Here is a 24885-nt window from a genome sequence, read left to right on the forward strand (position 1 = left end):
TCGTCTTTTTGTCACTTAGAATGAAGTTCAACCGTTACTGGTAGTTGTCCCTTCGGCTCGGTCGTGCCCAGTAAAACCTCTACTATTGATTCATACACAGCACCTGAAGCAACGTTGTTGCGTACTTCAACATTGTAACCATAGGTAGCCAAAGCTGAATCAATGTAAGGCGCAAAGTCAGAAACAATATAGGGCGCTCGCAAGGCTACGAAAATAACGGGAACATTATTGGCTCTCGCATTCTGCATAGTTGACAATATCCATTCGTGTTGTTGTTGGTTACTCGCCCGTTTTATCAGCACGTCTGTGGGATCCATCCCCCCCATCTCGTAGGCTGAATGCAAAGGGGTAATATCGCCGACAACAAGTACTTTGTTTTTGGATACGTGAATTGGCTCTGCTGGAATTGCAGCCAAACTTGTACAATTAATTTTAACCGCGCTACTGCTTTTTTTGACACTGCGGATAAATGCATCACATCTGGCTTTATCCGGCATAACTACTTCCCAACCCTGCTTTTCTGATAGCGGCAATATGTCATTATCAGTTAAGCGCGTAATAGAATGTTTGGCGAGTTGTTTTTCAAGCTTTTTATTGGCTTCTATAGGCAACAAATCTTTAGCTTGTTTAATTCTTTCTTTCTTTGATTCATTTAAGATGCGTCCGACCTCAAATTGTTGTTTTAGCTTTTTGATGCGCGAGGCAGATTCTAACAATTCTGTTTTGTCCAGCTTACCTGACCTTAACGCTTGGACAAGTCGCTGCTGCCATTTCCAAAAACCTTTAATGTCAGACTTCGTTCTTATCATGTAAGGCATGAGCGCGATATCAGCCCCGGCTTTAAATGCATGTAACGCGGCATCGGCCTGGGTGAAAAACTGTGAAATTGCCTGCATGTCTAGTGCATCTGTTACAATAACACCCTCGAACGATAAGTCTTTCCGAAGTAAGTCATAGAGAATTTTCCGAGAAAGCGTGGCGGGAACGATGGTTTTTTTCCCCGTCTTTGACATTATTTCGCTATCGTCAAGCGCCGGGTATTGAATATGCGCACTCATTACCATAGCCGGCGGGGTTTTACTGCCAATAATAGTCCGGAAGGGAAAAATGTCTTTGGCTTCAATCTCTGTACGAGTATGATCTACACGGGGTAGCCCTGAATGACTGTCTACATGGGTATCTCCGTGCCCCGGGAAATGTTTAATCGCACTGATTAGATGTTGTTGTTGAAAGGCCCTTACCGTTGCCAATCCTAGCTCAGCCACTACGGCGGGCGACTCACCATAACTTCTCACATTGATCACCGGGTTAGCGGGATTTACGTTTACATCAACATTGGGGGCAAAGTTGACGTTTACCCCCAATAAATTCATTGCCTGTGCGATTCCAGCAGCTACAGAGGTAGCATATTCAGTACCAAATTTTTCAAATGTGGCACCTATGGCCATATTGCCAACAAAACGCGTTGTGATCTGATCCGGGAAGCGGGCTACCCTGCCACCTTCTTGATCGACAGCGATAAAAAGAGGGGGCAAGCTGTGCTTTTGCATTAGGGCTTGCATGTCATAAATAAACGTAATCACTTGTTCAATGCTTTGGATATTCTCCGAAAACAAAATAACGCCACCGATTTGCCCTGTAACTAGAATATCCGCCACATCGTCCGTGAGACCTAATACAGGCTCGTTACATGGCCGTCCGGATATTTTTTCAGCACAATAATAACGAAAATCCAGCATGATTTTTTGACCAATCATATGCTCGTAGCTTTCTTCTGAGCTGTTCGCTAAACCCTGTTTTGTACACAATAAAAGTAAAAGTAAAACTAAAGTGGAAATGACAAACGATAATGGCTTCATTACTCTCTGCTTGTTAAATGAAATTTAGTCACGCAAGGTTTCAAACTTAATTGTATGACAGTATGATGACTTGAGCGCTCAGGTCTTCGTGGTCAATAAACCTGGCCAGAATAGCAATTATATCTATTCGAGTGCCAGGAGATTCTATGCAAAGGATGTATATCATCCCACCACACTGCTATTACTGTATATGCAAATGCTGTAGTGAGAGCTCCCTCACTCGCATTGAGAAACCACTGCTGCATGAATTAAGGGCGAGTGGACTAACGTTAGTGATTTATTTGTTACCAGCTTAATCAGGATTGAATAATTTTATGCGCTTATTTGCACCCTTTTTGTTTGCATTAACTCTTACCAGCTGTGCTGCTAATGATTCAAAAACTCTCCTATATGAAGAACACGCGGTTGCGATGCCTGATACGTTCAGTGCAGAAGCCGCGATGGACGTGCTGTTAGAAGGGGGCAATGCGGTTGATGCGGCTATTACTGCACAATTCGTACTGGCGGTTACTTTACCGGAAGCAGGTAATATTGGCGGCGGTGGCTTTATGACGTTACTGATGGACGGTGAGCCGTCGTTTCTGGATTATCGAGAGATGGCGCCTGAAAATGCCACCCGCGATATGTACCTTGATGAAAACGGAGACGTCAAAACAAATGACTCCCTATACGGAGCACGCGCAGCAGGCGTCCCCGGCACGGTTGCAGGCATGTGGGCCGCTCACAATCGTTACGGTACGTTACCATGGGCACGTCTTTTACAACCCGCTGTAACTCTGGCAGAAGAAGGCTTTAAAGTACCACAGGCATTAGCGGACAACGTTGTGTGGTATCAAAAGAAATTAGCGGATAAAAAGTTGGCGAGTAATTTTGATCGATATTTCGGTCACATGAAAGCGAACGAAACTTTTCGTCAGCCAGAACTGGCGAGCACGCTTAGGCGCATTCAAGAGGATGGACGCGCAGGATTTTATGACGGAAAAACCGCTCAGCTTATAAACACCTATATGCAACACAATAATGGGCTGATCAACGAAGCTGATTTAAAGAATTACGAAGCAGCGTGGCGCGAGCCTCTCATAATTGAGTGGCAGGATTATCAGGTAGTCACCTCCCCGGCCCCTAGTTCAGGAGGCGTAGCGGTTGCTCAGATTTTGGGAATGTTTGCACAACGGGCGGATGATTTTGAAAAGCTCGAACACAATAGCGCTGAGTACCTCCATCTTATGGCAGAGATCAGCAAACGGGTATTTGCTGATCGTGCCCAATATATGGGCGATCCCGATTTTGTTAACGTGCCGCAGACCAAGCTTATTAACGATGAGTACATTCAATCTCGTGCAGCAGAAATTAGCTTAAACGCTATTTCTGCAACAGAATCAATTAGACCTGGTTTGCAAGAAAGTGAAGATACTACCCATTTTTCGATAGTTGATAAGTGGGGCAATGCTGTTGCTAACACCACTACTATTAATTTGAGTTTTGGAAGCGGTGTAGTAGTAGATGGCGCTGGCTTTTTGTTAAATGATGAGATGGATGATTTTAGCGCTAAACCCGGCGTACCAAATTTCTTTGGCGCAGTGGGTGGAAAAGCGAATGAAATTCAGCCTCACAAGCGGATGCTTTCTTCTATGACTCCCACCCTTGTGCTGAAGGGTGATACTGTGAAGCTGGTTACAGGTTCGCCCGGTGGTACTACCATTATTTCATCCGTTGCTCAATCTATCTTGTCTTCACTTTATTTTAATTTAGACGCAGATCAGGCGGTGAACCTGCCGCGTTTCCATCATCAATTATTGCCTAAAGACACCATTCGTGTTCATCAGGGGTTTGACGAAACAACGTTAAAAGAACTGAGTGATATGGGGTATGTATTAGATAAACGTCGATTCGGTGATCTGCAATTAATTAAGCGCACCGCAACGGGTTTGGAAGCCGCATCAGAAGAAAACGGCCGGGGACGAAGTCTGGTGATAGAAATAGATAATCGTAAAAATTGATAAAATTAGCGTCTTCTGTCGTCACCTATGACTGCTAATCAATATCAGGTAGCAAACAACTGATCGATTGAGGCGAATGCTTTGAATTCCAAAGCATTCCCTGCCGGATCAATAAAGAACATTGTTGCCTGCTCACCTGGTTGATCTTTAAATCGGATATAGGGTTTGATGACAAATGCGATGTGCGCATCTTCCAGACGGGTGGCGAGTGTTCGCCACTGCTGCATAGTCAGTACAACCCCAAAATGCGGCACGGGCACCTGATGATTATCCACCCTATTGAATTCAGGAAGCGATGGCATGGACTTCACTAAATGAGTGACCAGTTGATGACCAAAAAAGTCCCAGTCAATCCAATGCTCACTGCTTCTTCCCTTATCGCAGCCTAATAGGCCACCGTAAAACTCTTCTGCTGCTAATAAATCATCTACTGGAATGGCTAAATGAAACGGTTGGGGCATCGCTACTTACCTATGAGTTAAGCTAACTTCTTCAATACCGCCAGTTTCCATTTTTTAAACGGCGCGTAACGCACTGGCACATCGAACTTAAATGAACGCTTCATTATACTTTTCAAATGACTAAAAGTATCAAAACCCGCTTTACCGTGATAATTACCCATTCCGCTATTGCCTACTCCACCGAAGGGTAATTCAGGATTTGTCATAAACATCAGGGTATCGTTCACACAAACACTACCTGCACTGGTTTGTGCAAGCACTTGGTGTTCAAACTCTTTTCGCTTAGTAAACAAATAGAGAGCTAGCGGTTTCGGCCGTTGATTAATATAGCCAATTGCATTCTCAATTTTTTCTACCGTGACAATTGGTAAAATGGGACCGAATATTTCTTCCTGAAGCAATGGATGAGTATCATCCGCTACTTCAACAAGTGTGGGTTCTAGTTTGTTTTGTTGCTCATTTTTATTTCCACCGTAGACTATCTTTGCATCATTTAGGTAGTTTACAAGCCGAAGGAAATGACGTTGGTTAATAATTTTCCCGTAGTCATTATTGTCTAATGGGTTATCACCATATTGCTTTTTTAGCACCTTCTTTAGTTCAGCAATCAAGGCGTCTTTTAAGGATTGTTCAACCAAAATATAGTCTGGTGCAATACAGGTTTGCCCGGCGTTCATCCATTTACCCCAAACAATTCGCTTAGCCGTGGTGCGCAAGTCCGTTTCGCCGTCTACAATACAGGGGCTTTTGCCACCCAACTCTAACGTAACGGGGGTTAGGTGTTCAGCCGCCGCTCGCATAACGACCTTGCCCACTTGCTCGCCACCCGTATAGAAAATATGATCCCACTGCTGAGCCAATAACTCAGTGGTTTCATCTTTCCCCCCTTCAACCACCTGCACAGCATCTGTATCCATGTATTTGGGGATGAGTTTGGCAATCAAGGAGGAGGTGGCTTCAGCCAGCTCAGAAGGTTTCAATACGGCACAATTTCCTGCCGCTATTGCCGCGATGAAAGGGGCTAACAACAATTGTAAAGGGTAGTTCCACGCACCAATTATGAGTACTGTACCTAACGGTTCTGCATGTAAGTAACTTTTTCCGGGTTGTGCTATTAATGGTGTAGATACCTTGCGCGGTGCGCTCCATTTTTTCAAATGGGCCAGGGTATGCTTAATATCGTTCTGTAAAAAGCCGAATTCGCCAAGCCAAGACTCAGTCTGACATTTACCTAAGTCGCTTGCCAGGGCTGAAAAAATTTCTTTTTCGTTTTCGTCCAATAGCTTTTTCAATTGTCCTAGCTGTTGTTTACGCCATGATAAAGCGCGCGTTTTACCCGTAAAAAAACAGCTTCTAAGTGACTGTTGAATATCACCAGCTTTGCTGATTTGAAACGACGGAACAGAAGAAACGGTCATAGCGTTACCGATATACTTATGGCGAAATGGGACTATCAGTATATCAGGGAAATAATGAAGAAAAAGTGGGTTGAATAGAAAGCTCCTCCAGCGGGTGCTGGAAGAGCTTGGAGATTATGCGTCGTATGGGTGACGAAGTACGATAGTTTCGTTACGATCAGGGCCAGTTGAAATGATATCCACTGGTACACTCGTAAGTTGTTCAAGTCGCGCAATATAATCTTTCGCCGCTTGGGGAAGCTTATCGTATTCGGTAACCCCAAAGGTGTTTTCACTCCAGCCGGGCATAGCTTCATATACAGGGGTAATTAAATCATAACCGTCTGCAGCCATAGGTGGAACATCTTTGATATTGCCCTCTGCGTCTTTATAACCTACACAAATCTTCAAGGTCTCAAGACCATCCAAGACATCTAACTTGGTTAAACAGAAACCCGTTATAGAATTAATTTGTACGGCCCGTTTCATGGCAACCGCGTCAAACCATCCTGTACGACGTTTGCGGCCGGTAGTAGCACCAAATTCATGACCTTTAACGCCCAGGTGCTCACCCACATCACAATCTAATTCGGTCGGGAACGGCCCAGACCCCACCCGTGTAGTGTAAGCTTTTACGATACCCAGCACATAATTTAACCGTAACGGGCCAAAGCCAGCGCCGGTGGCGACACCACCAACGGTAGTATTGGACGAAGTAACATAAGGGTATGTGCCGTGGTCAATATCCAGTAACGTACCTTGCGCCCCTTCGAACATAATGGGCAAGCCAGCCTGATGAGCTTTATCTAACTCATCTGTTACATCGACTACCATAGCTTTCAGAATATCAGCCACAGCAAGCGCATCTTCTAACGTCTTGTCAAAGTCTACCGCTTCTTCACCGTAATATTGTGTCAGTGTGAAATTATGGACGGCTAATACTTCCTTTAGTTTGGCGGCAAAGTCATCAGGATTGAATAAATCCCCTACACGCAAGCCTCGGCGCGAAACTTTGTCTTCATACGCAGGCCCAATACCACGCCCAGTCGTACCAATAGCTTTGCTACCGCGGGCTTTTTCTCGTGCCACATCTAAGGCTATGTGGTAAGGCAAAATAAGTGGACAAGCTTCACTTATTTTCAGCCGTTCACGAACAGGAACACCGCGCTCTTCCAGCATGGATACTTCTTTCATGAGTGCTTCTGGAGAGAGCACCACGCCGTTACCTATAATACAGGTAACATTGTCACGAAGAATACCAGAAGGAATAAGGTGGAGAACGGTTTTTTCGCCATCAATAACTAACGTATGACCAGCGTTATGGCCACCCTGATAGCGCACCACATACTTCGCTCGATCGGTGAGAAGGTCAACGACCTTGCCTTTACCCTCGTCACCCCATTGGGTGCCGAGTACGACTACATTTTTTGCCATGGATCAGAAGTGTAAAAAAATTAGGCGGGGATTCTACCAAAAATGTGCCTTAGTGATCACCCCCTTTATGTACAATTTTAATGCAAATTAAACCTGCCTTATAACTAGCGGCTTAAAAACAGCAAGCTGACCACTCCAGTTACCACCAATACGCCCCCTATCTGACGTAGGGTGTTCGTTGGTTGCTGACTGACTTCTAACAAATACAGGCGCCAACGGTTCGGCATAATTAAAGGACCTAAGCCTTCAATAATGCACACTATAGCCAGTGCGGGCCATATCCATTCCATCAACCTTCCTTAAAGTTACTTAGGCAGGTTAAATCTATTTCATCTGCGTTGTGATACAGGGCGAATCCAAACCGAAGGCGGTCGCCACGATAATCAGTTAATACACCATGTTCTTTCAGAAAAGCCGCTAATCTCGCAGTGATATCATCATCTGGCATAGAAAAGGTAAGAAAGTGGCCGCTTTGTTTTAACGATTTAACTAACAACGCATCGCGATTAACCAAATGGTGATTGAGTTTATCCAGAGCAAACAAAAATGCGTGTTGGATACTTTTTACATGAGCATGAATATCGCCCACACTGATCCCTTCGCTAAGCAACAACTCAAATACCGAGCGCATACGGTAAAGCCCCGAAAAATCCATCGTGGCCCCGCCAAAACGCATGCCGTCATCACTGTACTGAACATTGCTATCTTTTCGCTTTTCCAACGCCCCGAATTCAGCGTACCACCCCGTATATACAGGCCGTAGTGTTGTATTAGGTGGCACATGAGCAAAACACACACCTTCACCGCTTTGCGCATACTTGTACCCCCCCGCCAAATAAAATACGCGCTGCTGAATTGCACTGATATCTACTGGCTGCGCCATAAACGCGTGATAGCCATCAATTACAATTAAGGTGTCTTCATCCTTCACTGCTTCAACGATTGTATCAATATTCTGCACGCTATAGCCTGAATTAAAGAACACCTGGCTGAAGAAAACTAAATTTGGTTTGCACTGTTGAATCGCATTGATAAAACGTTCGTTGAAGGTTGCAAATGGCTGAGTCGGCACACGCACTACTTCAATATTATCCATCTCATCAAGTCGGTTAATTTGCCGGTTAAAACTATGAAACTCACTGTCCGTAGTTACGATAGTTTGTGTCGCCGCCAAATCAAGACAGGACAAAATGCGAAACACAAACTCATGGGTATTCGGTGCAAAAACAATTTGTTCTGGGTAATCTGTGCCTAACGTATGTGAAATGTGTCGCTGCACACATGGCACCACATCTTTAAAGAAGTGACTCCATTTATCGTCCACCCACTTAGCGCTATCATCCCAATAGGCCAGCATCGCATCACGGGTTACATCGGGCCAAAAATAATGGCTATGACATGAGTAATGCTGTTTACCTTGATTCGCTTTTAAAAAACGTTGGTAAAATTGTTGATACATCCGAATCCCCATTGTTTGCGCAGTGTGATTAATAAAGCAAGCTATACACTTTACGGCGATAAGACGACTTCAACGCATCACCATCAGCGAGTGCATTAATCATATCCAACATTATTTTCTTCGCATCGCCAAAGTTTAGATCTTCCAGTAAAACCTGATATAACAGCTCTAATGCTTCGTCGGCCTTATGAGCCTGCTGTAGTTGAACAGCTAAATCCACTTTCAATTGCAAATCATTGGGGTTTTGTTCCACAGCCTCTTTTAGTTTCTGCATTTCTGGACTTTGCGAAGCCTGCTCGGCTAATTCAATTTTGCTGTTAAGCGCGTGAAAGCGATTATCCTGCTCAACCATCTTGATTGTTGCGAGCAACTCTTTTGCCTGGTTAATAGAACCTGTTTCGATCATACAGTCTATATAAAGAAGTTTGGCTTCGAGATTATCTTCACCGAGTTCAAACGCCTGTTTGGCCAAGGGGAACGCGCCTTGATAATCACCTTGAGAAATAGCTTGCATTGCTTTCTCTAGATATTCGTCTTCTGGCTGCGGAAGGTATTTGGCAAGCATTTCACGAATTTGAGTCTCAGTTTGCGCCCCTGCGAAACCATCGACGGGTTGGCCATCTTTAACCACCATTACCGTAGGCAGATTTCTAATGCCAAACTGTGCAGCCACCTCTTGTTGCTGTTCACAGTCCACTTTGGCCAGAATCATACTGTCTGGATATTCACCGGCAATTTTTTCCAAAATTGGCATTAGATCTTTGCATGGCTCACACCACTCAGCCCAGAAGTCGACCAATACCATTTTTTCCCGGGACTCTTGCAAGATAACTTGTTGGAAGTTCTCAAGCGTAATATCAACAATATTGTTTGCGACTAAATTGTCCATTTGTTCTGCCTTTTTCGTGCAATCGTGACAGTGTATATGGGGTACACCGTAAGAAAAACAACAATGTTACATTTTCTTACTCATTACACCAGGGCAAGCAGCTGCCCTGTTCTAGTGATTATGTTAATGCTATGTTAGATTAAATAGTTAAAGGGGTTTTTAAATGAATACAACTGAAGAGCAATTCCAAACATTTAGTGAATTTTATCCCTCCTATTTGAATGAACATAACCATCCTACATGCCGCTTGTTACACTTTATTGGCTCGACCCTCGTTTTGGTTGTATTGATTGCATCATTAGTTACCCAGAGATGGGGGCTTTTATGGCTGCTTCCATTAATCGGCTATGGCTTTGCCTGGGTGGGCCATTTTTTCTTCGAAAAAAATAAGCCAGCAACCTTTCGCTACCCGCTTTATAGCTTTATTGGCGACTGGGTGATGTTTAAAGATATTTTACTAGGCCGGGTGAGTTTAAAAAAATCAACGACCTCTTCTGGATATAACAATAACTAGCCGAACAATGCATGTAAAAGGAGAAACACGATAATGCGATATTCATGGTGCGCACCATTATTTATAGCAGTAACCTGCAGTATAGGTGCGACAGCACAAGAGGAAGCAACCACGCTTCCCACTACCTTGCAATATGAAGATACATTTAACCTTGAATACCCTGGTTCAATACTGTTCACTCACGACGGAAAAAACGTTATTTATGAACGTCGCTCAATGGATATTATGAATGACCGCGTCCACACCGCACTGTGGCAGGTATCACTGGGTGGAAAAAAACACCGCCCACTCATTGCGCAGAAAGACAGTATCAGCCAGGCAACGCTCTCGCCGGATGGGAATACATTAGCCTATGTATCGGGCTCTCAAATTTATCTCTATTATTTTGATTCCCGCGAGCATGCGAAAATAGCGACGTTGCCCTTTAGTCCATCGAATGTAACCTGGTCTCACGACAGTAAATCGCTCGCATTCAGTATGTTCACGCAAGCTAAAGAAAAGTCGTTATTCACTGGCATGCCACATAAACCAAAGGGCGCGAAGTGGGCAGATAGTGCAAAATTTATCGAGCGAACCCATTACCGGTCTGACGGCGCGGGGTATCTACCAAGTGGACATAAGCAGCTTTATATTCTTCCCGTAACAGGCGGAACACCAAGGCAACTAACTATTGGGGATTTTCCTAGTTCAGGTTCGCTGGCATTCGCCCCGGATAACAAATCGATTTACTTTGCAGCGAATCGTACAGAAGATTATGCGCTGAATCCTCTTTCGTCAGATCTCTATCAGGTCAATATTAACACTAGAGAAATTACCCAAATCACGAGTATGAAGGGGCCGGAATATTCGCCTCAATTAAGTCCAGACGGTAAAAAACTCGCGTTTAAACAACTAAATGATAGAAAGCTTTCTTATCAAAATGCAGATGTGATGGTGTTAGATCTTGCATCTGGCGAATTCATGCGAATTACTTCATCTTTCGATCGCGCTATACAAGATTTTTACTGGAAACCGGATAGCGAGGGCATTATATTTTCTTATCTTGATCACGGTGAGCACAGAATTGCGGATGCGGATTTGACTGGCAACATTGATAAGATTGCTGTGACTTTAGGTGGTCAGTCGATGGGCCGACCTTATACCTCTGGCGACTTCGCTATTAACAAAAACGGTGATATTGCTTTCACCCTCGCCAACATGAATAAGCCTGCAGATTTGGCGCTGATAAAAGCAGGGAATAATAAACATACAGTACTTACCGATTTAAACAGTGATGCGCTGGGCCATCTTACCTTAGCAGAAGTGAAACCGCTTGAAGTAAAGTCATCAGTTGACGCGCGAAAAATTGATGCCTGGGTGGCCTATCCGCCGAATTTTGACGGCAATAAAAATTATCCACTTATTTTAGAAATTCACGGGGGACCGCACGCCGCCTATGGCCCCCACTTTTCAATGGAAGTACAGTTGATGGCCTCCAAAGGTTACATGGTGGTATGGTCTAACCCTCGCGGTAGTAGTTCCTATGGTGAGGACTTTGGGAACCTTATTCATCACAATTATCCCTCTCAGGACTACAACGACTTGATGGATGTGGTAGATGCAGCGATAGCCAAGGGAAATGTGGATGCCGATAACTTGTTTATTACTGGCGGTTCTGGTGGTGGCGTACTTACTGCGTGGTCTATCGGTAAAACAGATCGATTTAAAGCGGCTGTGGTTGCCAAGCCCGTGATCAACTGGATGAGTTTTACGTTAACTGCCGATGCTTACCCCTTCTTCAGCCAATACTGGATGCCTGATATGCCGTGGAATATTGCGGACCAGTTATGGAAGCGCTCGCCTCTTTCCCTCGTTGGTAATGTAACCACGCCAACGCTAATGTTAACGGGTGAAGCTGACTACCGCACCCCCATTAGTGAGTCAGAGCAGTTTTACCAGGCATTACGCTTAAAAGGCGTAGACGCGGCTATGGTGAGAATTCCAGGCGCTCCTCATGGAATTGCCAGCAAACCTTCACGCCTAATTCAAAAAGTAGGCAATATCCTGGCATGGTTTGAGCGCTACCAGGATAAAGAAGCTACCAACCAAAGCGAAACGGCAACTGCACATTAATGAGTTAGCGCCCTAAGGGGCGCTTTTTAGCATTAACACCTTGTACTGTCCTTCTTGACCTGAATGGTCGATACACTTGCAGCCCGGGCCGCTGGTACAACGATTGGCCAAACACTTTATTCTTCAGCTTCAGAGTAAAGTGTGAAGTGTGAAGTGTGAAGTGTGAAGTGTGAAGTGTGAAGTGTGAAGTAGTAAGGGTGCGGAGTACCTGTCGGCATATCTATACGCACCGGCTATTTAACACAATACAATAGGTAATAAGTAATAAGTAATAAGTAATAAGTAATAAGTAAAAAGTAATAATAAGAGTAGGGAACTATTCATCGTCAATAATGAGACCAGTAAAGGGCGGCATCTGCTATAAAGTAAGCCGTTCACCGAGACTTGATGTCCATGAGGCTATTATAGGTTCATTGGGCGCAATAGATGACCAGGAGTTAACTGGGTGGCGGCATGACTTACTTGCGTATTCTGTATGTCGCTAGGCATGGCTTATTCATTTTGCAGCGCGCTTGGAAGGGGGGCCATACCGATGGACGAGCTTCAGCCAACCTATTCCAGACGAGTTCTATCCTGCATGTGTGTTTGACAGCTGGATTCGTTATCGCTATTTTGCCCTCGTTAGGTTTGCAATATGACGCATATTTTTCTTAGCGCAGCGGCGATTAATTATATCCTTCATAGCTAACATCGTTTAGATCAAAATTTTAAGTCAAAGGAAAAAAGTTGCTATGGATATAATAAAACCAAGAGTAGCTGTATTTGTCGACGTTCAAAACATCTACTACACGACAAGACAAGCGTACAAACAAAACTTTAACTACAATAAGTTTTGGCGACTCATTTCTTCACAGTATGAAATTGTTAAAGCCTTTGCTTACGCTGTAGACCGCGGAGACAAAAAACAGCAAGAATTCCAAAATATTCTACGAGCTATCGGCTTTGAGGTAAAATTAAAGCCGTTTATTCAACGCGCTGACGGCAGTGCAAAAGGCGACTGGGATGTAGGCATTACCATTGATGTGATGGATTATTCGGACGATGTAGACAAAGTGGTTCTTGTCTCCGGCGATGGTGACTTTGATATATTGGTCGAAAGGCTTAAGTCAGGTAAAGGTGTAGAGGTAGATGTCTACGGCGTGCCTGCGCTAACAGCAACAAGCTTGGTTAATGCTGCTAGTCAGTATATAGAAATCGATAATAACCTTTTACTTAGTTAACATGTTAATTAAAGAAGTCGATGTTGAAAGCGTACATCAACCGCTCGTTTAAGTAGTTTGAACGTAGCAATTACAGTGGAACAGTCGTACATTGTACTTGCCTACAATGTACCATGTTGAAAGAAAAAATCTTTATACCCAACCTCAGTTAAGGGGATTTTTGCTCAATGAAAGAACAGTGCATTAGGGTCGGCCGTTTTAATGAGAATGAGGTAGGGTTTTACCCTTAGAAGTAACACCACAACCCTATTCAAAGATTGGTTTGGAAATCCTTGGATACTCTTTCATTTAGCGAGTACATATTATTTCCGATTTGGCATCACTTACGGTATGTTCACAATATATGCGTCATAACGTGTCTGTGCAGTTTGGTTTTTACACCTTTACACCTTTTGACCTTTCAATACGAATATGCAAATCAGTAGCTCAAATTCATTAGCCTTATCTCCGCCCCATCTTAAGGGCTACTAGATTTTTTAGTACGCAATTCTATTTGACTGCAGAACTGATTTTTTTAACTGGATTCGAACATGACCCGAATCCAAATATAAAGTTGTAAAAGCTAATACTGAAAGGGCCACAATTATTGAAGGCTAGCTATATTTCGGGGGTTGCAGCTATCGCTGCAACCACGTGGTGTAATTAACAAAAACTCTTTCGTACATAAAATAGCGCTATCCATCCTTTTTTTGCGCCATTGTTATAGCATACGGGGCGCCATCGTGACGCAGGCCACGAATACCTAAAAATATCGACCGATTTAGCTAACCCTTCGGTGAAACTTGCAGCAACTTACCATTCGCTTCATCAGTAAGTAGATAAATCAAGCCATCCGGCCCCACTTCAACATCGCGAATACGCTGGTTACGGTCGCGCAAATATTCATGCTCCTTTCCAGGATTATCGCCGTCCATCTCAATTCGACGCAGGTGGGTAAATTTAAGGGCACCCACAAGTAAATCGCCTTCCCACTCTTTAAATTTATCACCGTAATAAAAGGTCATACCGCTGGGTGCAATGGAAGGGTCCCAATAAATAACAGGTTGTTCCATTCCTTCCTGCTCAGTTTTATCAGAAATAATCTCGCCACTATAATCGACACCATAGGTTATGACTGGCCAACCGTAATTTTTCCCTTTGCCCAACTTATTTACTTCGTCACCACCTTTAGGCCCATGCTCCATTGCCCATATATCCCCCGTCTTTGGGTGCACAGTAAGTCCTTGTACATTGCGATGCCCGTAACTAAATACCTCGGGGGCTTTACCCTCTGTAAATGGATTATCCTCTGGGACACTGCCGTCAGCGCGAACACGAACAATTGTGCCGTAATGATTATCAGGGTTTTGCGCTTCCTGCATGTACTTGTAGCGATCGCCTAAGGTGATATACAGGTTTTTTTGTGCATCAAAGCCCAATCGACAGCCAAAGTGAAAGCCGTTGTCAATCAGAGGTTTGGCGATAAAAATATCTTCCCCATTTACTAGTTTCTCACCTTCCAATTTGGCGCGTCTTACTGCCGAGCTACTTCCCCCATCGCCAGGTTTGCTGTAGCAGAAATATAAAGTATGGTTGTTGGCAAAATCAGGATCGGCAAGAATATCTAACATACCGCCCTGATTATTTGCAGCGACATCTGGAACACCTTCCAGATTTCCGCTTAACCCGTTTTTAGCATCATATATCTGAATTGACCCACCACGCTCGGTAATAACCAACCTGTTGTCCGGGAGAAACGTCATACCCCAGGGATGATTAAGACCCGATGCCAATTCGTTAACCTGTAAATTAACCGAATCGGCGGCATGTGCCGAAGATGAGCCGACAAGAAGAGTGAGCGCAGCTATGCGTCCGAACGTGGTAGTTGTGTTCAAAATATTTCCTTTCTTATTTCTGGGTTAATGCACGTAACATCCAGGCCGTTTTTTCGTGTACACGCATACGGTCCGATACCAGCGCTACCGTGGACTCGTCATCAGCGTCCTGGCCTACTTTCAACACTTTTCTGCACGTTTTAACTACTTGTTCATGACCATGAGTAAGTAAGCGCACCATTTCGGTTGCTTCAGGTACTCCGTCCACTTCTTCTATCGAACTTAACTCGACAAAAGCTTTGTAGGTACCCGGAGCAGCAATATCGAGTGTGCGGATGCGTTCAGCGATGTCATCAACGGCTTCTGCTAGCTCGACATAATGTTCTTCGAACATCAAATGTAGTTCACGAAACTGCGGACCTGTAACGTTCCAATGGAAGTTGTGCGTTTGAAGATACAGCGTGTAAGTATCTGCTAACAGGTTTTTGAGACCATCTGCAACTTGGTTGCGGTCATTTTCAGAAATACCGATATCAATATTACTCATGCATTACTCCATGTTAATTAAACAAAAACAGGGCGAATCCGCCCCGAATAGTACATATTTAATATACGCAGAAGTTAATTTTGGATTACCTAAGCCACGTAATTAACACAGCTTTAATTTTTAATGATGGGCATGGCTGTGATGTTCTGCCTGAGAGTCCTTACCATTTGTCTTTCGAATAGTGGCACGTATGTCTTTAGTAGCACCGTTATCAAATAGCAAAGTAAGATTGATACTTTCCCCCTCTTTGAGTGGCCGGTTAAGCCCTAATAACATTATATGATGCCCGCCGGGCATGAAAGATACGTTTTGATGAGAGGGTAATTTTACGCCTTCCTTTACTTCGCGCATTTTAACCATTTCGCCCATCATTTGGGTAGTATGAATTTGCGCATCATCGGCCAGTGATTTATCGACAGATACTGAAGTCAGCGTTCGCTGCTCTGAACTGTGATTTTGCAGGGTTAAGTAAACGGCTCCAGTGGTCGCCATGGCAAACGTCGCCCTGGCATAAGCGTCAGTTACGTTAATTTTATCAGCCGCTAGTGCTGAAAAGTTGACCACACCGATTAAAAACAGCCCCACTAAAATACGTAATTTCATCATCTTTTTTTCTTAGTCAAATTGAGGAAATACTACGTTAGCAAAGTAACATGCCAATTGGTACAGCTAATATTTTGGGATAGAGGCAAACAAAATTAGAGAGCAGTAAAACAATGGGGTATCGAAAGGAACAAAGCAAAACGTAAAATTAAAATGGTGCCGACTGCCGGAATCGAACTGGCGACCTACTGATTACAAGTCAGTTGCTCTACCAACTGAGCTAAGTCGGCACACTAATACTTTTTACTTCTTACTTTTTACTTTTTACTTCTTACTTTCACTTGAGACAGTTTAGTCTCGAAGTGGACGCGTATTTTAGCGATCGCATCACACTTGTCAAGCGACACTAAGTGATTTTAATCGTTTAGCTTCTTCTACAAGCTTGGGAAAGTGTTCGAGAGGAACATATTCACTTAATGAGAGAAGCTTATCGCCCAACTCTGTGTAGTTCTCGGCCGTTAAATTGATATGTCCCATTTTGCGCTTCTCGCGAGCTGTTTTTCCATACCAGTAAAGGTGGCAACCCGGAATACTCAATAAATCGCTCGAGAAAGAACTACAACCAATGACATTCACCATTGCGTTAACATTTAGAGCGTTACTCTGCCCCAAAGGTAGGCCTGTAACTGCCCGCAGGTGATTATTAAATTGACTCACATCGCTACCGCTCAAGGTCCAATGGCCTGAGTTATGAACACGGGGCGCAATTTCGTTAACCAATAACTGTTCGCCACACTGAAATAGCTCGATAGCCAATACGCCGACATAATCCATGCCTTCTGCTAATGTCGCAAAAATAGATTCTGCCTGTTTTTGCTGTGAGTCGGTAATATTTAACGCCGGGGCAACGGAAACATGTAACTGTCCCTTATGATGTAAGTTTTCAGCCAGAGGATATACACGCGTATTCCCCAACTTATCTCTAACGCCAATAATTGAGATTTCGCGGTCAAAATCGACCATCTGTTCTACAACTAAAGGAACTGTTGCCAAATCTAAACCCTGCAAAGTGGATTTCAGGGCGGCCAGGCCTGAGTGCGCAGTGAGACGCCACTGCCCATATCCATCATAACCATCACGGCTCGCTTTCAGAATAAGTCGCTCACCTAGATCTTCAACACAATCATCTAATTGGTGAATATTGGTTACTACTTGATGCGGACAATTGGCGACGCCAAGTTTAGTCAGCAGGCGTTTTTCGCGAACACGGTCTGCGCCAGCCAACACTGTATCGATGGAAGGAAGTAATTTGCCAGAGCGCGAAGCCTGTTCCAACAAATGTTCTGGAACATGTTCAAATTCAACGGTCAGAGCCACCGCGTTCTCAATTGCTTGCTCAAGCGTGATGTCAACTGTCTGTTTAGTTACAGGATGTACAACTTGCTCGTTTTTGACATCAACGGCGAGCACCTCTATACCCATCGGGCAACCTTCCAGGTACATCATTTGTGCCAACTGGCCGGCCCCATAAACAAGTACCTGCATCAATCAAGCTCCAACTTACTGTTTTCAAGAACCGTATCAGTTTGTTTTTGACGAAACTGTTTAATCGCTTCAGCTACTTCAGGCTTTTGTAATGCCACCACCTGCGCCGCTAATAAGCCAGCGTTTGCAGCGCCAGCTTCACCAATAGCTAGCGTTCCCACAGCTACCCCTTTAGGCATTTGTACAATGGATAGCAGGGAATCCAGCCCATTTAAGGCTTTCGACTTTACTGGACAGCCAAATACTGGCAAATGAGTATGTGCAGCAATCATCCCCGGCAAATGAGCTGCGCCGCCAGCACCGGCGATAATAACGCTAAACCCTTGCTCGGCGGCTCCTTCTGCAAATTCAACCAACAAATTTGGTGTACGATGAGCGGAGACAACTTTTGCATCAAATTCAACACCGAATGATTGCAGCATTTTTGCCGCCTGCTGCATTGTGGGCCAATCTGATGTTGACCCCATAACAATTGCGACTTTTGCCATCAACAGCTCCTGATAACTGTAATTTAGCTTCGTCGAGCACAAAAGCTTATTTTGTGAAAGCGAAGATAGGGTGGTCGGAAAAGCAGGCAATTTTAGCGTAAAAGCGGGCACTTGCCCATAGCCAAAAAATGGGGCCGATTTTATTTTTATAAATACCTGCCCTAGCGCATTTTTAACTGAAACTGCGTGTTCGCTTATAGATGTGGTCATCTCTCGATTGATAGACGTATTTCACAACGTAGTTGCCTGTGGCGCTGGGCTCAATATTTGCCGTGCAACTTTTGCGGTTGCAATCCCCCCCCTTGAAGGTTGGATATATTGCGTCATAGGTTCGCATCTATCTAACTAAAATAACAGAAAGGTGAGTGATGCTCATACCTGCAAACGCATTGAGAGTAGATAAGCTTATCAATTGCCTTAGGTAGTGCTGCTTTTACAGATTGAAAATTGTAATAAAAAACACTACCTCAACTATGTTCGGTTTAGATCATCAAACAAAGACTGCGCTAGCTTATCAAAAAGCAATAGTTCACCAGCTTCGTGAACCCGCCTCAAAACTTGCTGCCAGTATGAATTAACTATCTTGCGAGCGCTGTTGTAATGTACTGGCAATAATTCTTAGCAACTCTTCTTTCTTAAAGGGTTTTGCCAAATGCGCATTCATACCTGCCGCATAACATTTACGCTTGTCTTCTTCAAATGCGTTGGCGGTAAGCGCTATAATAGGCGTGGACGCCTTATCCTCATCGCCCGCTCGTATACGGCGAGTAGCTTCCAGGCCATCCATTACTGGCATCTGACAATCCATCAACACTAAATCAAAATTATGTTTTGATAATACATCTAAAGCTTGTTGTCCATCCTTGGCCCATAAATACACCCATTTTTGGGACTTGATAATATCCGCGACAATCTGAGCATTGATATCGTTATCTTCGACCAACAATATCTTTAGTTTTTGCGGGAGTCCGGGAATAACTATTTCGTTTTCATCTATCAAGTCATGATGTGCAGATAAGGGGATCGTTACTGTAAATGAAGTCCCTTCTTCTAGTACGCTCGATACAGAGATGCTCCCCCCCATTAAGTCAACCAACTTTTTGGTGATGGATAACCCTAACCCAGTACCGCCATATACGCGAGTGGTAGATGAATCTGCCTGCTCGAATTGTTCAAATATCCGATTTAGTTGTGCTTGGCTCATTCCAATGCCCGAGTCAACGATATCTATGGTCACGGTTTCCTTTTCGTATGTAGCTTTTATTTGCACAGTGCCTTGATTAGTAAACTTAATTGCATTGCTGAGCAGATTGTTGATAATTTGATTAAGTTTACCTCCATCGCCGTTGAGGTACTGCGGTATCGTTTCGTCGATAGTAGAATGAAGTTTCACTTGTTTTCGTTGTGCTGTTTGGGCATGTAAAAACAAACAGTTCTCAACCAATATCTGCAGCGAAAACGGGTGCTCATCAAGCGTCATTTTCCCTGCTTCAATTTTCGACCAGTCGAGTATGCTATTTAAAATTGATAGCAAGTGGGCGGCTGAATGATGAATTACTTCGACTTTTTTGTTTACCCCAGAAGGCAAAGATAATTCCAGCAAATTTTCGCAGCTACCCAAAATCCCATTCATAGGCGTACGAATTTCGTGTGACATGTTGGCTAAAAATTCACTCTTCGCCTCGTTTGCTGACTCTGCTTTTTTAAGAGCAACTTTTAACGATTGCGTTTTTTCCGCGACGATTTCTTCAAGTGAACTATTTAACACTCGTAATTGCTTATTTAACTCTTCCTGCTCGGAGCGAGAGTGGGCAAGGTCTTTAAACGCGTTAATTAAGCGCTCTTGTAGTTTAATAAATGATTCATTAAGCTGACTGATCTCATTCACATAAAAACGTTTTTTCTTTAGCACTGCTCCAGAAGTTTCATTATCGGGATTGAATGATTCAAAAAAGAGCACGAGATTCTTCATGGGTGCGGTGAATACAGTGGCGAGTGTATGCCCAACTAATACGCTAAACAATGCCAGACAAAGCAGAACGCCTAAAGCTAAAAGTAACCACGTATTAAAGGTGTCTGTAAAACGAGAGACATCGTATAAAAGCCTAACATGCCAGCGGGTATTCGCAATGGTTAGTCGTGTCTGCATCCAATCGTTATCTTTAAGCCTGACCCCCTGTTCACAGCGGCTATTGAGACATTCTTCAAACTTAACGGGGATGAGGCGAGGTAAGTTGAGTACTTCACTTGCATACACCACTTGATTAGCTGCATCTTCAATAATGACGGCGAAACCGGGAATTTTTTGTTTATCAAATTGTGCAAATGAATTTAGCGATAAAGAGCCTTCTACAATTCCAGCAAACTGATTGTTTACCATCACTGGCGCAGCCACTGCCACAATGAGGTCATCACCAAATCCCCTCCCCTCAAATGCATTGGAAAGGTAGGTTTTAATTGATGCTTCGACGTGTTTAAAGTAAGGGCGATCAGCAACGCTCAATAAACCGTAATTCCGAGACTTTTCGATCAGTTCAGAAGGATAAGAGTTAGTGATTTCTCCGTTTTCATCTGTAATTAGAAACGTTAAAAAATGCGGTTGATTAGTAGCAAGGGCTTTTAGATATTGATTTACTGCTTCATCAGTTACACTTTTAAACTCTTTGCTCGACCCTAACAGGTGTGCGGTCAGGTTTATCGCGCTACGATTACTTGTTAAAAATTCTTCTACTTGTTCAGCGAGTACTTCAGTACGTTCAAGAATGTATTTATTAATCTGCATTTTTTGCTGTTTCTGAAATATATGCAGATAACCGATGAAAATGGCTAAAATGATGAGAAATAGAAAGCTAGCGAAAATATAGCTAAGCATTCCTCTGGCTGGAATAAGCTCAGAAGAGGCCGCTATTTTTGGTCTATTGGTTATGCAATAACCTATATGCCCAACAATAAGCCCTACTGTTCCGCTCAGCCAGCTGATGATAGTTGCTGTTATCAGTTCAGAGGTAGTTTCAATTTGTTCGCCCATAAAATCGAGCCCGATAATGGGTAACGCCAACAGACTCCAGTAGAAGCCGCCGTAAATTAATGGCTTAACTACCTTCTGGTGGGAACAGAATACGCTTAATATAAGCGGCTGGAGAAACAACGCAGCGACGGCGAAAACCGGATGATTTAATACGAGCGGGATGGCAATTATCAGTGCGGCTGGGGTGGCGTAACGAGGTGGGAACTTCAACGCAATAAAAATAGATGCCGCGACCCCGAAAGCAAAAATCCCATCTGATATAATCGGCGGAGCAAGGCTGTTTGCTGCAGCACCTGCTACGACAAGAAGCAGGTAAATCAATATATTTTTCGCCGTACTCAAAGCCTTACTCCCTTACTGGCCTCTTATTGATTCATGTAATCCAGCGTTAAATTTGTCAACAACTTAACACCTAGCTTCATTCCACTATCATCTACATAGAATTCAGGTGTATGATGTGCTGGCGAATCACTCTCAGGCACATCTTTTGGTTTTCCACCTACCCATAAATACAAACCGGGTACCTGTTCTTGAAAAAAAGAAAAATCTTCTGCACCTGTTACAGGTTTGGCCTGGATAGCATTTTCTTTACCCGCTGTAGCTTCAATGGTCGGTAGCATTTGCGCCATCAAATCTGGATCGTTGAAAGTAATTGGGTAATTGTAGTCTAACGGCAAAGTAAGTTCAGCTTCCGCGCCCATACTATCTGCGATCCCTTTTACTTTCCGAGGCATCGCTTCGTACATCAACTCACGAGCAGTTTTATTCAAGGTCCGGATTGTTCCTACCAACTCCACTTCTGATGGAATAATATTTGAACGATTTCCCCCATGGATAGAGCCTATGGTCACCACCGCCGCATCGTCGATCACTTTAATTTCACGACTCACAATAGTTTGTAATGACATTACCATCTGCGCAGCGGTAACAATTGGGTCAACACTTTTCCACGGATACGCCCCATGCGCTTGCTTACCTTTTATAACAATTTTAAAAGGGTCCACTGCGGCCATGACTCCGCCTGAATTATAACGCACCGTGCCTACATCTGCATTAGCACTAATATGCAGCCCAAAAATCACGTCCACATCAGGATTTTTCAACACATTTTCAGCCACCATGACTTCGGCCCCTCCTTTTTCGCCAGGAGGAGCGCCCTCTTCAGCGGGCTGGAAAATAAACTTCACTTTGCCCTGAAGTTGATCCTTCATCTGCGCCAGGACTTTCGCCGCCCCCATTAACATCGCCATATGTGTATCGTGACCACAGGCATGCATTACAGGTACAGTTTCTCCCTTAAACTGCGCAGTTTGAACCGACTTGAACGGCAGGTCATTTTGTTCTTTGACCGGTAGCCCATCCATATCCGCTCGTAGCGCCACAACTGGACCTGGCTTTCCGCTATCTAACACCGCTACAACACCCGTTTTAGCCACACCAGTGGTTACTTCCAGATTAAGCGAATGTAAATATTCGGCGATATACTCTGCGGTTTTAAATTCACGATTCGAAAGTTCAGGAAATTCGTGAAAGTGGTGACGCCATTTAATCACCTCTGGCTCAACTTTATTGATTAAAGTGCTTACTTTGTCATCTGCTAGCACAGTAGCTGACAAGAAAAGTATCGAAGAGCCTAACAGAGCGCGGACCATATCTTTTTCCTAATTAGTGTGTTTACTCGTTTTAAACAGTAACGTAATTCCGATCCAATAGGAAGATAGAGATAATGAGCTAACTTGCTGAAACAGCGATTTTTTAGAAAAGAGTTTTAGGGGGAATAGGAATAGCAGAAAGCGCAGAAAATATCTGCGCTTTCTTTCAATGATTAACTTTTCTGGCGTTTCATTGCATTGAAAAATTCGTCATTGGTCTTAGTCATGGAAAGCTTATTAATCAGAAACTCCATTGCGTCTATTTCCGACATTTCATGAACAATCTTACGCAAGATCCACATTTTCTGTAGTTCTTCCTGAGTGGTCAGCAACTCTTCACGACGCGTACCCGAGCGATTGAAATCGATTGCTGGGAAGACACGCTTTTCTGCAATCTTACGATTAAGATGCAGCTCCATGTTACCTGTACCTTTAAACTCTTCGTAGATAACTTCATCCATCTTAGAGCCGGTATCGATAAGTGCTGTTGCTATGATAGTTAAGCTTCCACCCTCTTCTACGTTTCTGGCTGCACCGAAGAAACGCTTAGGTTTATGTAGTGCATTCGCATCTACACCACCAGTCAATACTTTACCGGATGAGGGTATTACGGTGTTATAGGCTCGCGCCAAACGAGTGATTGAATCAAGCAAAATAACCACATCTTTTTTATGCTCAACCAAACGTTTGGCTTTTTCAATCACCATTTCGGCAACCTGAACATGGCGGCTAGCTGGTTCATCGAACGTTGATGCAACAACTTCTCCTTGCACCAAGCGTTGCATTTCGGTCACTTCTTCCGGACGCTCATCAATGAGTAAGACCATTAATTCACAGTCAGGCTGATTCGCAGCGATAGATTGTGCGATATTTTGAAGTAGTAAGGTTTTACCTGCCTTCGGTGGCGCTACTATCAGACCACGTTGACCTTTACCAATCGGTGAGGCCAGGTCTAACACCCGTGCTGTAATATCTTCAGTCGAGCCGTTACCACGCTCCATACGCATACGTGACGCTGCATGTAGCGGGGTCAAGTTTTCGAAAAGGATTTTATTACGGGAGTTTTCAGGTTTGTCAAAATTAACTTCGCGAATTTTTAGCAAAGCAAAATAACGTTCACTATCTTTAGGTGGACGTATCTTGCCGGCAATAGTGTCGCCTGTGCGAAGGTTGAATCGTCGAATCTGACTGGGTGACACATAGATGTCGTCAGGTCCGGCGAGGTAGGATGAATCGGCAGATCTTAAGAAGCCGAATCCATCTTGTAGAATTTCTAATACGCCATCACCAAAAATATCTTCGCCGCCTTTGGCGTGATTTTTCAAAATCGAAAAAATGATATCTTGTTTTCTGGCACGTGCCATGTTTTCCAGGCCCATTTCTTCGGCCAAGGAAACCAATTCGCTTATCGGTTTATTCTTAAGTTCGGTTAAATTCATACTGGTGGGTCTTTTGGACTTCGCATACAGGACTAAATGTCACTAGTTTAATTTGAATAGTTTATACCGCCCGGATATGGGCATGCAGAACGCAGCTCAGGTATGAGCTAAGATGAAAGTTAGCACCATATTTTTATCACGTCCAGTGTTTTCACAGAAAAAACACAAATTTATCTTCAAAAACATATTAAGGTTTGATATGGATTTAAAAAAACGCGCTTTGCGAATTGAGGCAAATGAAAGGAAATTGGTGGGCGGGAAGTTGGGTGAGGAAGTTAAATATTTATTATCTACAGGGACCTGTGCAATGGTTTATTGTATAAAATTTCATTTGTTAGAAACCGTCTGCCATACAGCTTCACTTGTTATTTGACCTCGTCAAGAGAAAATGAAACGACTATGAAATAAGTACCATCCTCTGAATAAAAATCTGAAATTGTTTATTTCTATACAGGCACTTTCATAGGTATAGTTCCAACCACTT

Annotated in this window: 20 protein-coding genes and 1 tRNA gene; 5 read left to right on the top strand and 16 right to left on the bottom strand. The window is 43.6% G+C overall.

Annotated elements, in window-relative coordinates; translation table 11 throughout:
* Positions 1 to 11 precede the first annotated feature (11 nt).
* Complete coding sequence (locus OPS28_RS03350) at positions 12 to 1859, bottom strand: glycoside hydrolase family 3 protein (RefSeq protein WP_265608017.1); 1848 nt, start codon at positions 1857 to 1859, stop codon at positions 12 to 14.
* A gap of 314 nt (positions 1860 to 2173) precedes the next feature.
* Here OPS28_RS03350 and ggt point away from each other — a divergent pair, with 314 nt between their 5' ends.
* The gene (gene ggt, locus OPS28_RS03355; protein ID WP_265608018.1) at positions 2174 to 3859 is read left to right on the top strand and encodes a gamma-glutamyltransferase; all 1686 of its coding nucleotides are present in this window, start codon (positions 2174 to 2176) and stop codon (positions 3857 to 3859) included.
* A 44-nt stretch (positions 3860 to 3903) separates the two neighbouring features.
* Here ggt and OPS28_RS03360 read toward each other — a convergent pair whose 3' ends face one another.
* The 6 genes from OPS28_RS03360 to trxA form a co-directional block, all read right to left on the bottom strand.
* The gene (locus tag OPS28_RS03360; protein ID WP_265608019.1) at positions 3904 to 4320 is read right to left on the bottom strand and encodes a VOC family protein; all 417 of its coding nucleotides are present in this window, start codon (positions 4318 to 4320) and stop codon (positions 3904 to 3906) included.
* Positions 4321 to 4337: 17 nt separating this feature from the next.
* Entirely contained in the window at positions 4338 to 5738 is a 1401-nt protein-coding gene (locus tag OPS28_RS03365; protein WP_265608020.1) for an aldehyde dehydrogenase family protein, read from the bottom strand.
* Positions 5739 to 5852: 114 nt separating this feature from the next.
* Positions 5853 to 7151, bottom strand: coding sequence for an adenylosuccinate synthase (locus OPS28_RS03370; protein ID WP_265608021.1), 1299 nt, complete (start codon positions 7149 to 7151; stop codon positions 5853 to 5855).
* Between the two features lie 104 nt (positions 7152 to 7255).
* Entirely contained in the window at positions 7256 to 7441 is a 186-nt protein-coding gene (locus tag OPS28_RS03375) for a DUF2065 domain-containing protein (protein WP_265608022.1), read from the bottom strand.
* Complete coding sequence (locus OPS28_RS03380) at positions 7441 to 8610, bottom strand: aminotransferase class V-fold PLP-dependent enzyme (protein ID WP_265608023.1); 1170 nt, start codon at positions 8608 to 8610, stop codon at positions 7441 to 7443. The genes OPS28_RS03375 and OPS28_RS03380 overlap by 1 nt, the downstream gene beginning before the upstream one ends.
* Positions 8611 to 8638: 28 nt before the next feature.
* Positions 8639 to 9499 (bottom strand): thioredoxin, encoded by an 861-nt coding sequence (trxA, locus tag OPS28_RS03385; protein ID WP_265608024.1) that lies wholly within the window; start codon positions 9497 to 9499, stop codon positions 8639 to 8641.
* A 163-nt stretch (positions 9500 to 9662) separates the two neighbouring features.
* On the opposite strand from trxA, the gene OPS28_RS03390 reads away from it, so the two are divergent.
* From OPS28_RS03390 to OPS28_RS03405, 4 genes are all read left to right on the top strand, one after another.
* Positions 9663 to 10013, top strand: a complete 351-nt coding sequence (locus OPS28_RS03390; RefSeq protein ID WP_265608026.1) for a DUF962 domain-containing protein — start codon at positions 9663 to 9665, stop codon at positions 10011 to 10013.
* Between the two features lie 33 nt (positions 10014 to 10046).
* Entirely contained in the window at positions 10047 to 12125 is a 2079-nt protein-coding gene (locus OPS28_RS03395; RefSeq protein ID WP_265608027.1) for a S9 family peptidase, read from the top strand.
* Between the two features lie 453 nt (positions 12126 to 12578).
* Complete coding sequence (locus tag OPS28_RS03400) at positions 12579 to 12779, top strand: hypothetical protein (protein WP_265608028.1); 201 nt, start codon at positions 12579 to 12581, stop codon at positions 12777 to 12779.
* 77 nt (positions 12780 to 12856) lie between these two features.
* On the top strand, positions 12857 to 13345 hold the full coding sequence (locus OPS28_RS03405) for an NYN domain-containing protein (protein WP_265608029.1): 489 nt from the start codon (positions 12857 to 12859) through the stop codon (positions 13343 to 13345).
* 764 nt (positions 13346 to 14109) lie between these two features.
* On the opposite strand, the gene OPS28_RS03410 is transcribed toward OPS28_RS03405, so the two are convergent.
* The 9 genes from OPS28_RS03410 to rho form a co-directional block, all read right to left on the bottom strand.
* The gene (locus OPS28_RS03410) at positions 14110 to 15219 is read right to left on the bottom strand and encodes a PQQ-dependent sugar dehydrogenase (protein ID WP_265608030.1); all 1110 of its coding nucleotides are present in this window, start codon (positions 15217 to 15219) and stop codon (positions 14110 to 14112) included.
* Between the two features lie 13 nt (positions 15220 to 15232).
* Positions 15233 to 15706 (bottom strand): Dps family protein, encoded by a 474-nt coding sequence (locus OPS28_RS03415; RefSeq protein ID WP_265608032.1) that lies wholly within the window; start codon positions 15704 to 15706, stop codon positions 15233 to 15235.
* A gap of 120 nt (positions 15707 to 15826) precedes the next feature.
* The gene (locus OPS28_RS03420) at positions 15827 to 16312 is read right to left on the bottom strand and encodes a copper chaperone PCu(A)C (protein ID WP_265608033.1); all 486 of its coding nucleotides are present in this window, start codon (positions 16310 to 16312) and stop codon (positions 15827 to 15829) included.
* 151 nt (positions 16313 to 16463) lie between these two features.
* A tRNA-Thr gene (locus OPS28_RS03425) sits at positions 16464 to 16539 on the bottom strand.
* Positions 16540 to 16645: 106 nt separating this feature from the next.
* Positions 16646 to 17794 carry a 5-(carboxyamino)imidazole ribonucleotide synthase gene (locus tag OPS28_RS03430; protein WP_265608034.1) on the bottom strand — a complete coding sequence of 383 codons (1149 nt, stop codon included), beginning with the start codon at positions 17792 to 17794 and terminating at the stop codon, positions 16646 to 16648.
* On the bottom strand, positions 17794 to 18282 hold the full coding sequence (purE, locus tag OPS28_RS03435; protein ID WP_265608036.1) for a 5-(carboxyamino)imidazole ribonucleotide mutase: 489 nt from the start codon (positions 18280 to 18282) through the stop codon (positions 17794 to 17796). Before purE ends, OPS28_RS03430 begins: the two co-directional genes overlap by 1 nt.
* Positions 18283 to 18856: 574 nt before the next feature.
* On the bottom strand, positions 18857 to 21652 hold the full coding sequence (locus tag OPS28_RS03440; protein ID WP_265608037.1) for an ATP-binding protein: 2796 nt from the start codon (positions 21650 to 21652) through the stop codon (positions 18857 to 18859).
* Positions 21653 to 21675: 23 nt separating this feature from the next.
* Positions 21676 to 22962, bottom strand: a complete 1287-nt coding sequence (locus OPS28_RS03445) for an amidohydrolase (RefSeq protein ID WP_265608038.1) — start codon at positions 22960 to 22962, stop codon at positions 21676 to 21678.
* Positions 22963 to 23135: 173 nt separating this feature from the next.
* Positions 23136 to 24401 carry a transcription termination factor Rho gene (gene rho / locus OPS28_RS03450; RefSeq protein ID WP_265608039.1) on the bottom strand — a complete coding sequence of 422 codons (1266 nt, stop codon included), beginning with the start codon at positions 24399 to 24401 and terminating at the stop codon, positions 23136 to 23138.
* Positions 24402 to 24885 lie beyond the last annotated feature (484 nt).

It is taken from the genome of Alteromonas sp. ASW11-130 (genome assembly GCF_026183735.1).
Taxonomy (GTDB): domain Bacteria; phylum Pseudomonadota; class Gammaproteobacteria; order Enterobacterales; family Alteromonadaceae; genus Alteromonas.

Bases quoted from the DNA above. Each gene is read 5' to 3' on its own strand.
- OPS28_RS03350 (WP_265608017.1), bottom strand. From the start codon at position 1,859: ATGAAGCCATTATCGTTTGTCATTTCCACTTTAGTTTTACTTTTACTT.
- ggt (WP_265608018.1), top strand. From the start codon at position 2,174: ATGCGCTTATTTGCACCCTTTTTGTTTGCATTAACTCTTACCAGCTGT.
- OPS28_RS03360 (WP_265608019.1), bottom strand. From the start codon at position 4,320: ATGCCCCAACCGTTTCATTTAGCCATTCCAGTAGATGATTTATTAGCA.
- OPS28_RS03365 (WP_265608020.1), bottom strand. From the start codon at position 5,738: ATGACCGTTTCTTCTGTTCCGTCGTTTCAAATCAGCAAAGCTGGTGAT.
- OPS28_RS03370 (WP_265608021.1), bottom strand. From the start codon at position 7,151: ATGGCAAAAAATGTAGTCGTACTCGGCACCCAATGGGGTGACGAGGGT.
- OPS28_RS03375 (WP_265608022.1), bottom strand. From the start codon at position 7,441: ATGGAATGGATATGGCCCGCACTGGCTATAGTGTGCATTATTGAAGGC.
- OPS28_RS03380 (WP_265608023.1), bottom strand. From the start codon at position 8,610: ATGTATCAACAATTTTACCAACGTTTTTTAAAAGCGAATCAAGGTAAA.
- trxA (WP_265608024.1), bottom strand. From the start codon at position 9,499: ATGGACAATTTAGTCGCAAACAATATTGTTGATATTACGCTTGAGAAC.
- OPS28_RS03390 (WP_265608026.1), top strand. From the start codon at position 9,663: ATGAATACAACTGAAGAGCAATTCCAAACATTTAGTGAATTTTATCCC.
- OPS28_RS03395 (WP_265608027.1), top strand. From the start codon at position 10,047: ATGCGATATTCATGGTGCGCACCATTATTTATAGCAGTAACCTGCAGT.
- OPS28_RS03400 (WP_265608028.1), top strand. From the start codon at position 12,579: ATGACTTACTTGCGTATTCTGTATGTCGCTAGGCATGGCTTATTCATT.
- OPS28_RS03405 (WP_265608029.1), top strand. From the start codon at position 12,857: ATGGATATAATAAAACCAAGAGTAGCTGTATTTGTCGACGTTCAAAAC.
- OPS28_RS03415 (WP_265608032.1), bottom strand. From the start codon at position 15,706: ATGAGTAATATTGATATCGGTATTTCTGAAAATGACCGCAACCAAGTT.
- OPS28_RS03420 (WP_265608033.1), bottom strand. From the start codon at position 16,312: ATGATGAAATTACGTATTTTAGTGGGGCTGTTTTTAATCGGTGTGGTC.
- OPS28_RS03430 (WP_265608034.1), bottom strand. From the start codon at position 17,794: ATGCAGGTACTTGTTTATGGGGCCGGCCAGTTGGCACAAATGATGTAC.
- purE (WP_265608036.1), bottom strand. From the start codon at position 18,282: ATGGCAAAAGTCGCAATTGTTATGGGGTCAACATCAGATTGGCCCACA.
- OPS28_RS03445 (WP_265608038.1), bottom strand. From the start codon at position 22,962: ATGGTCCGCGCTCTGTTAGGCTCTTCGATACTTTTCTTGTCAGCTACT.
- rho (WP_265608039.1), bottom strand. From the start codon at position 24,401: ATGAATTTAACCGAACTTAAGAATAAACCGATAAGCGAATTGGTTTCC.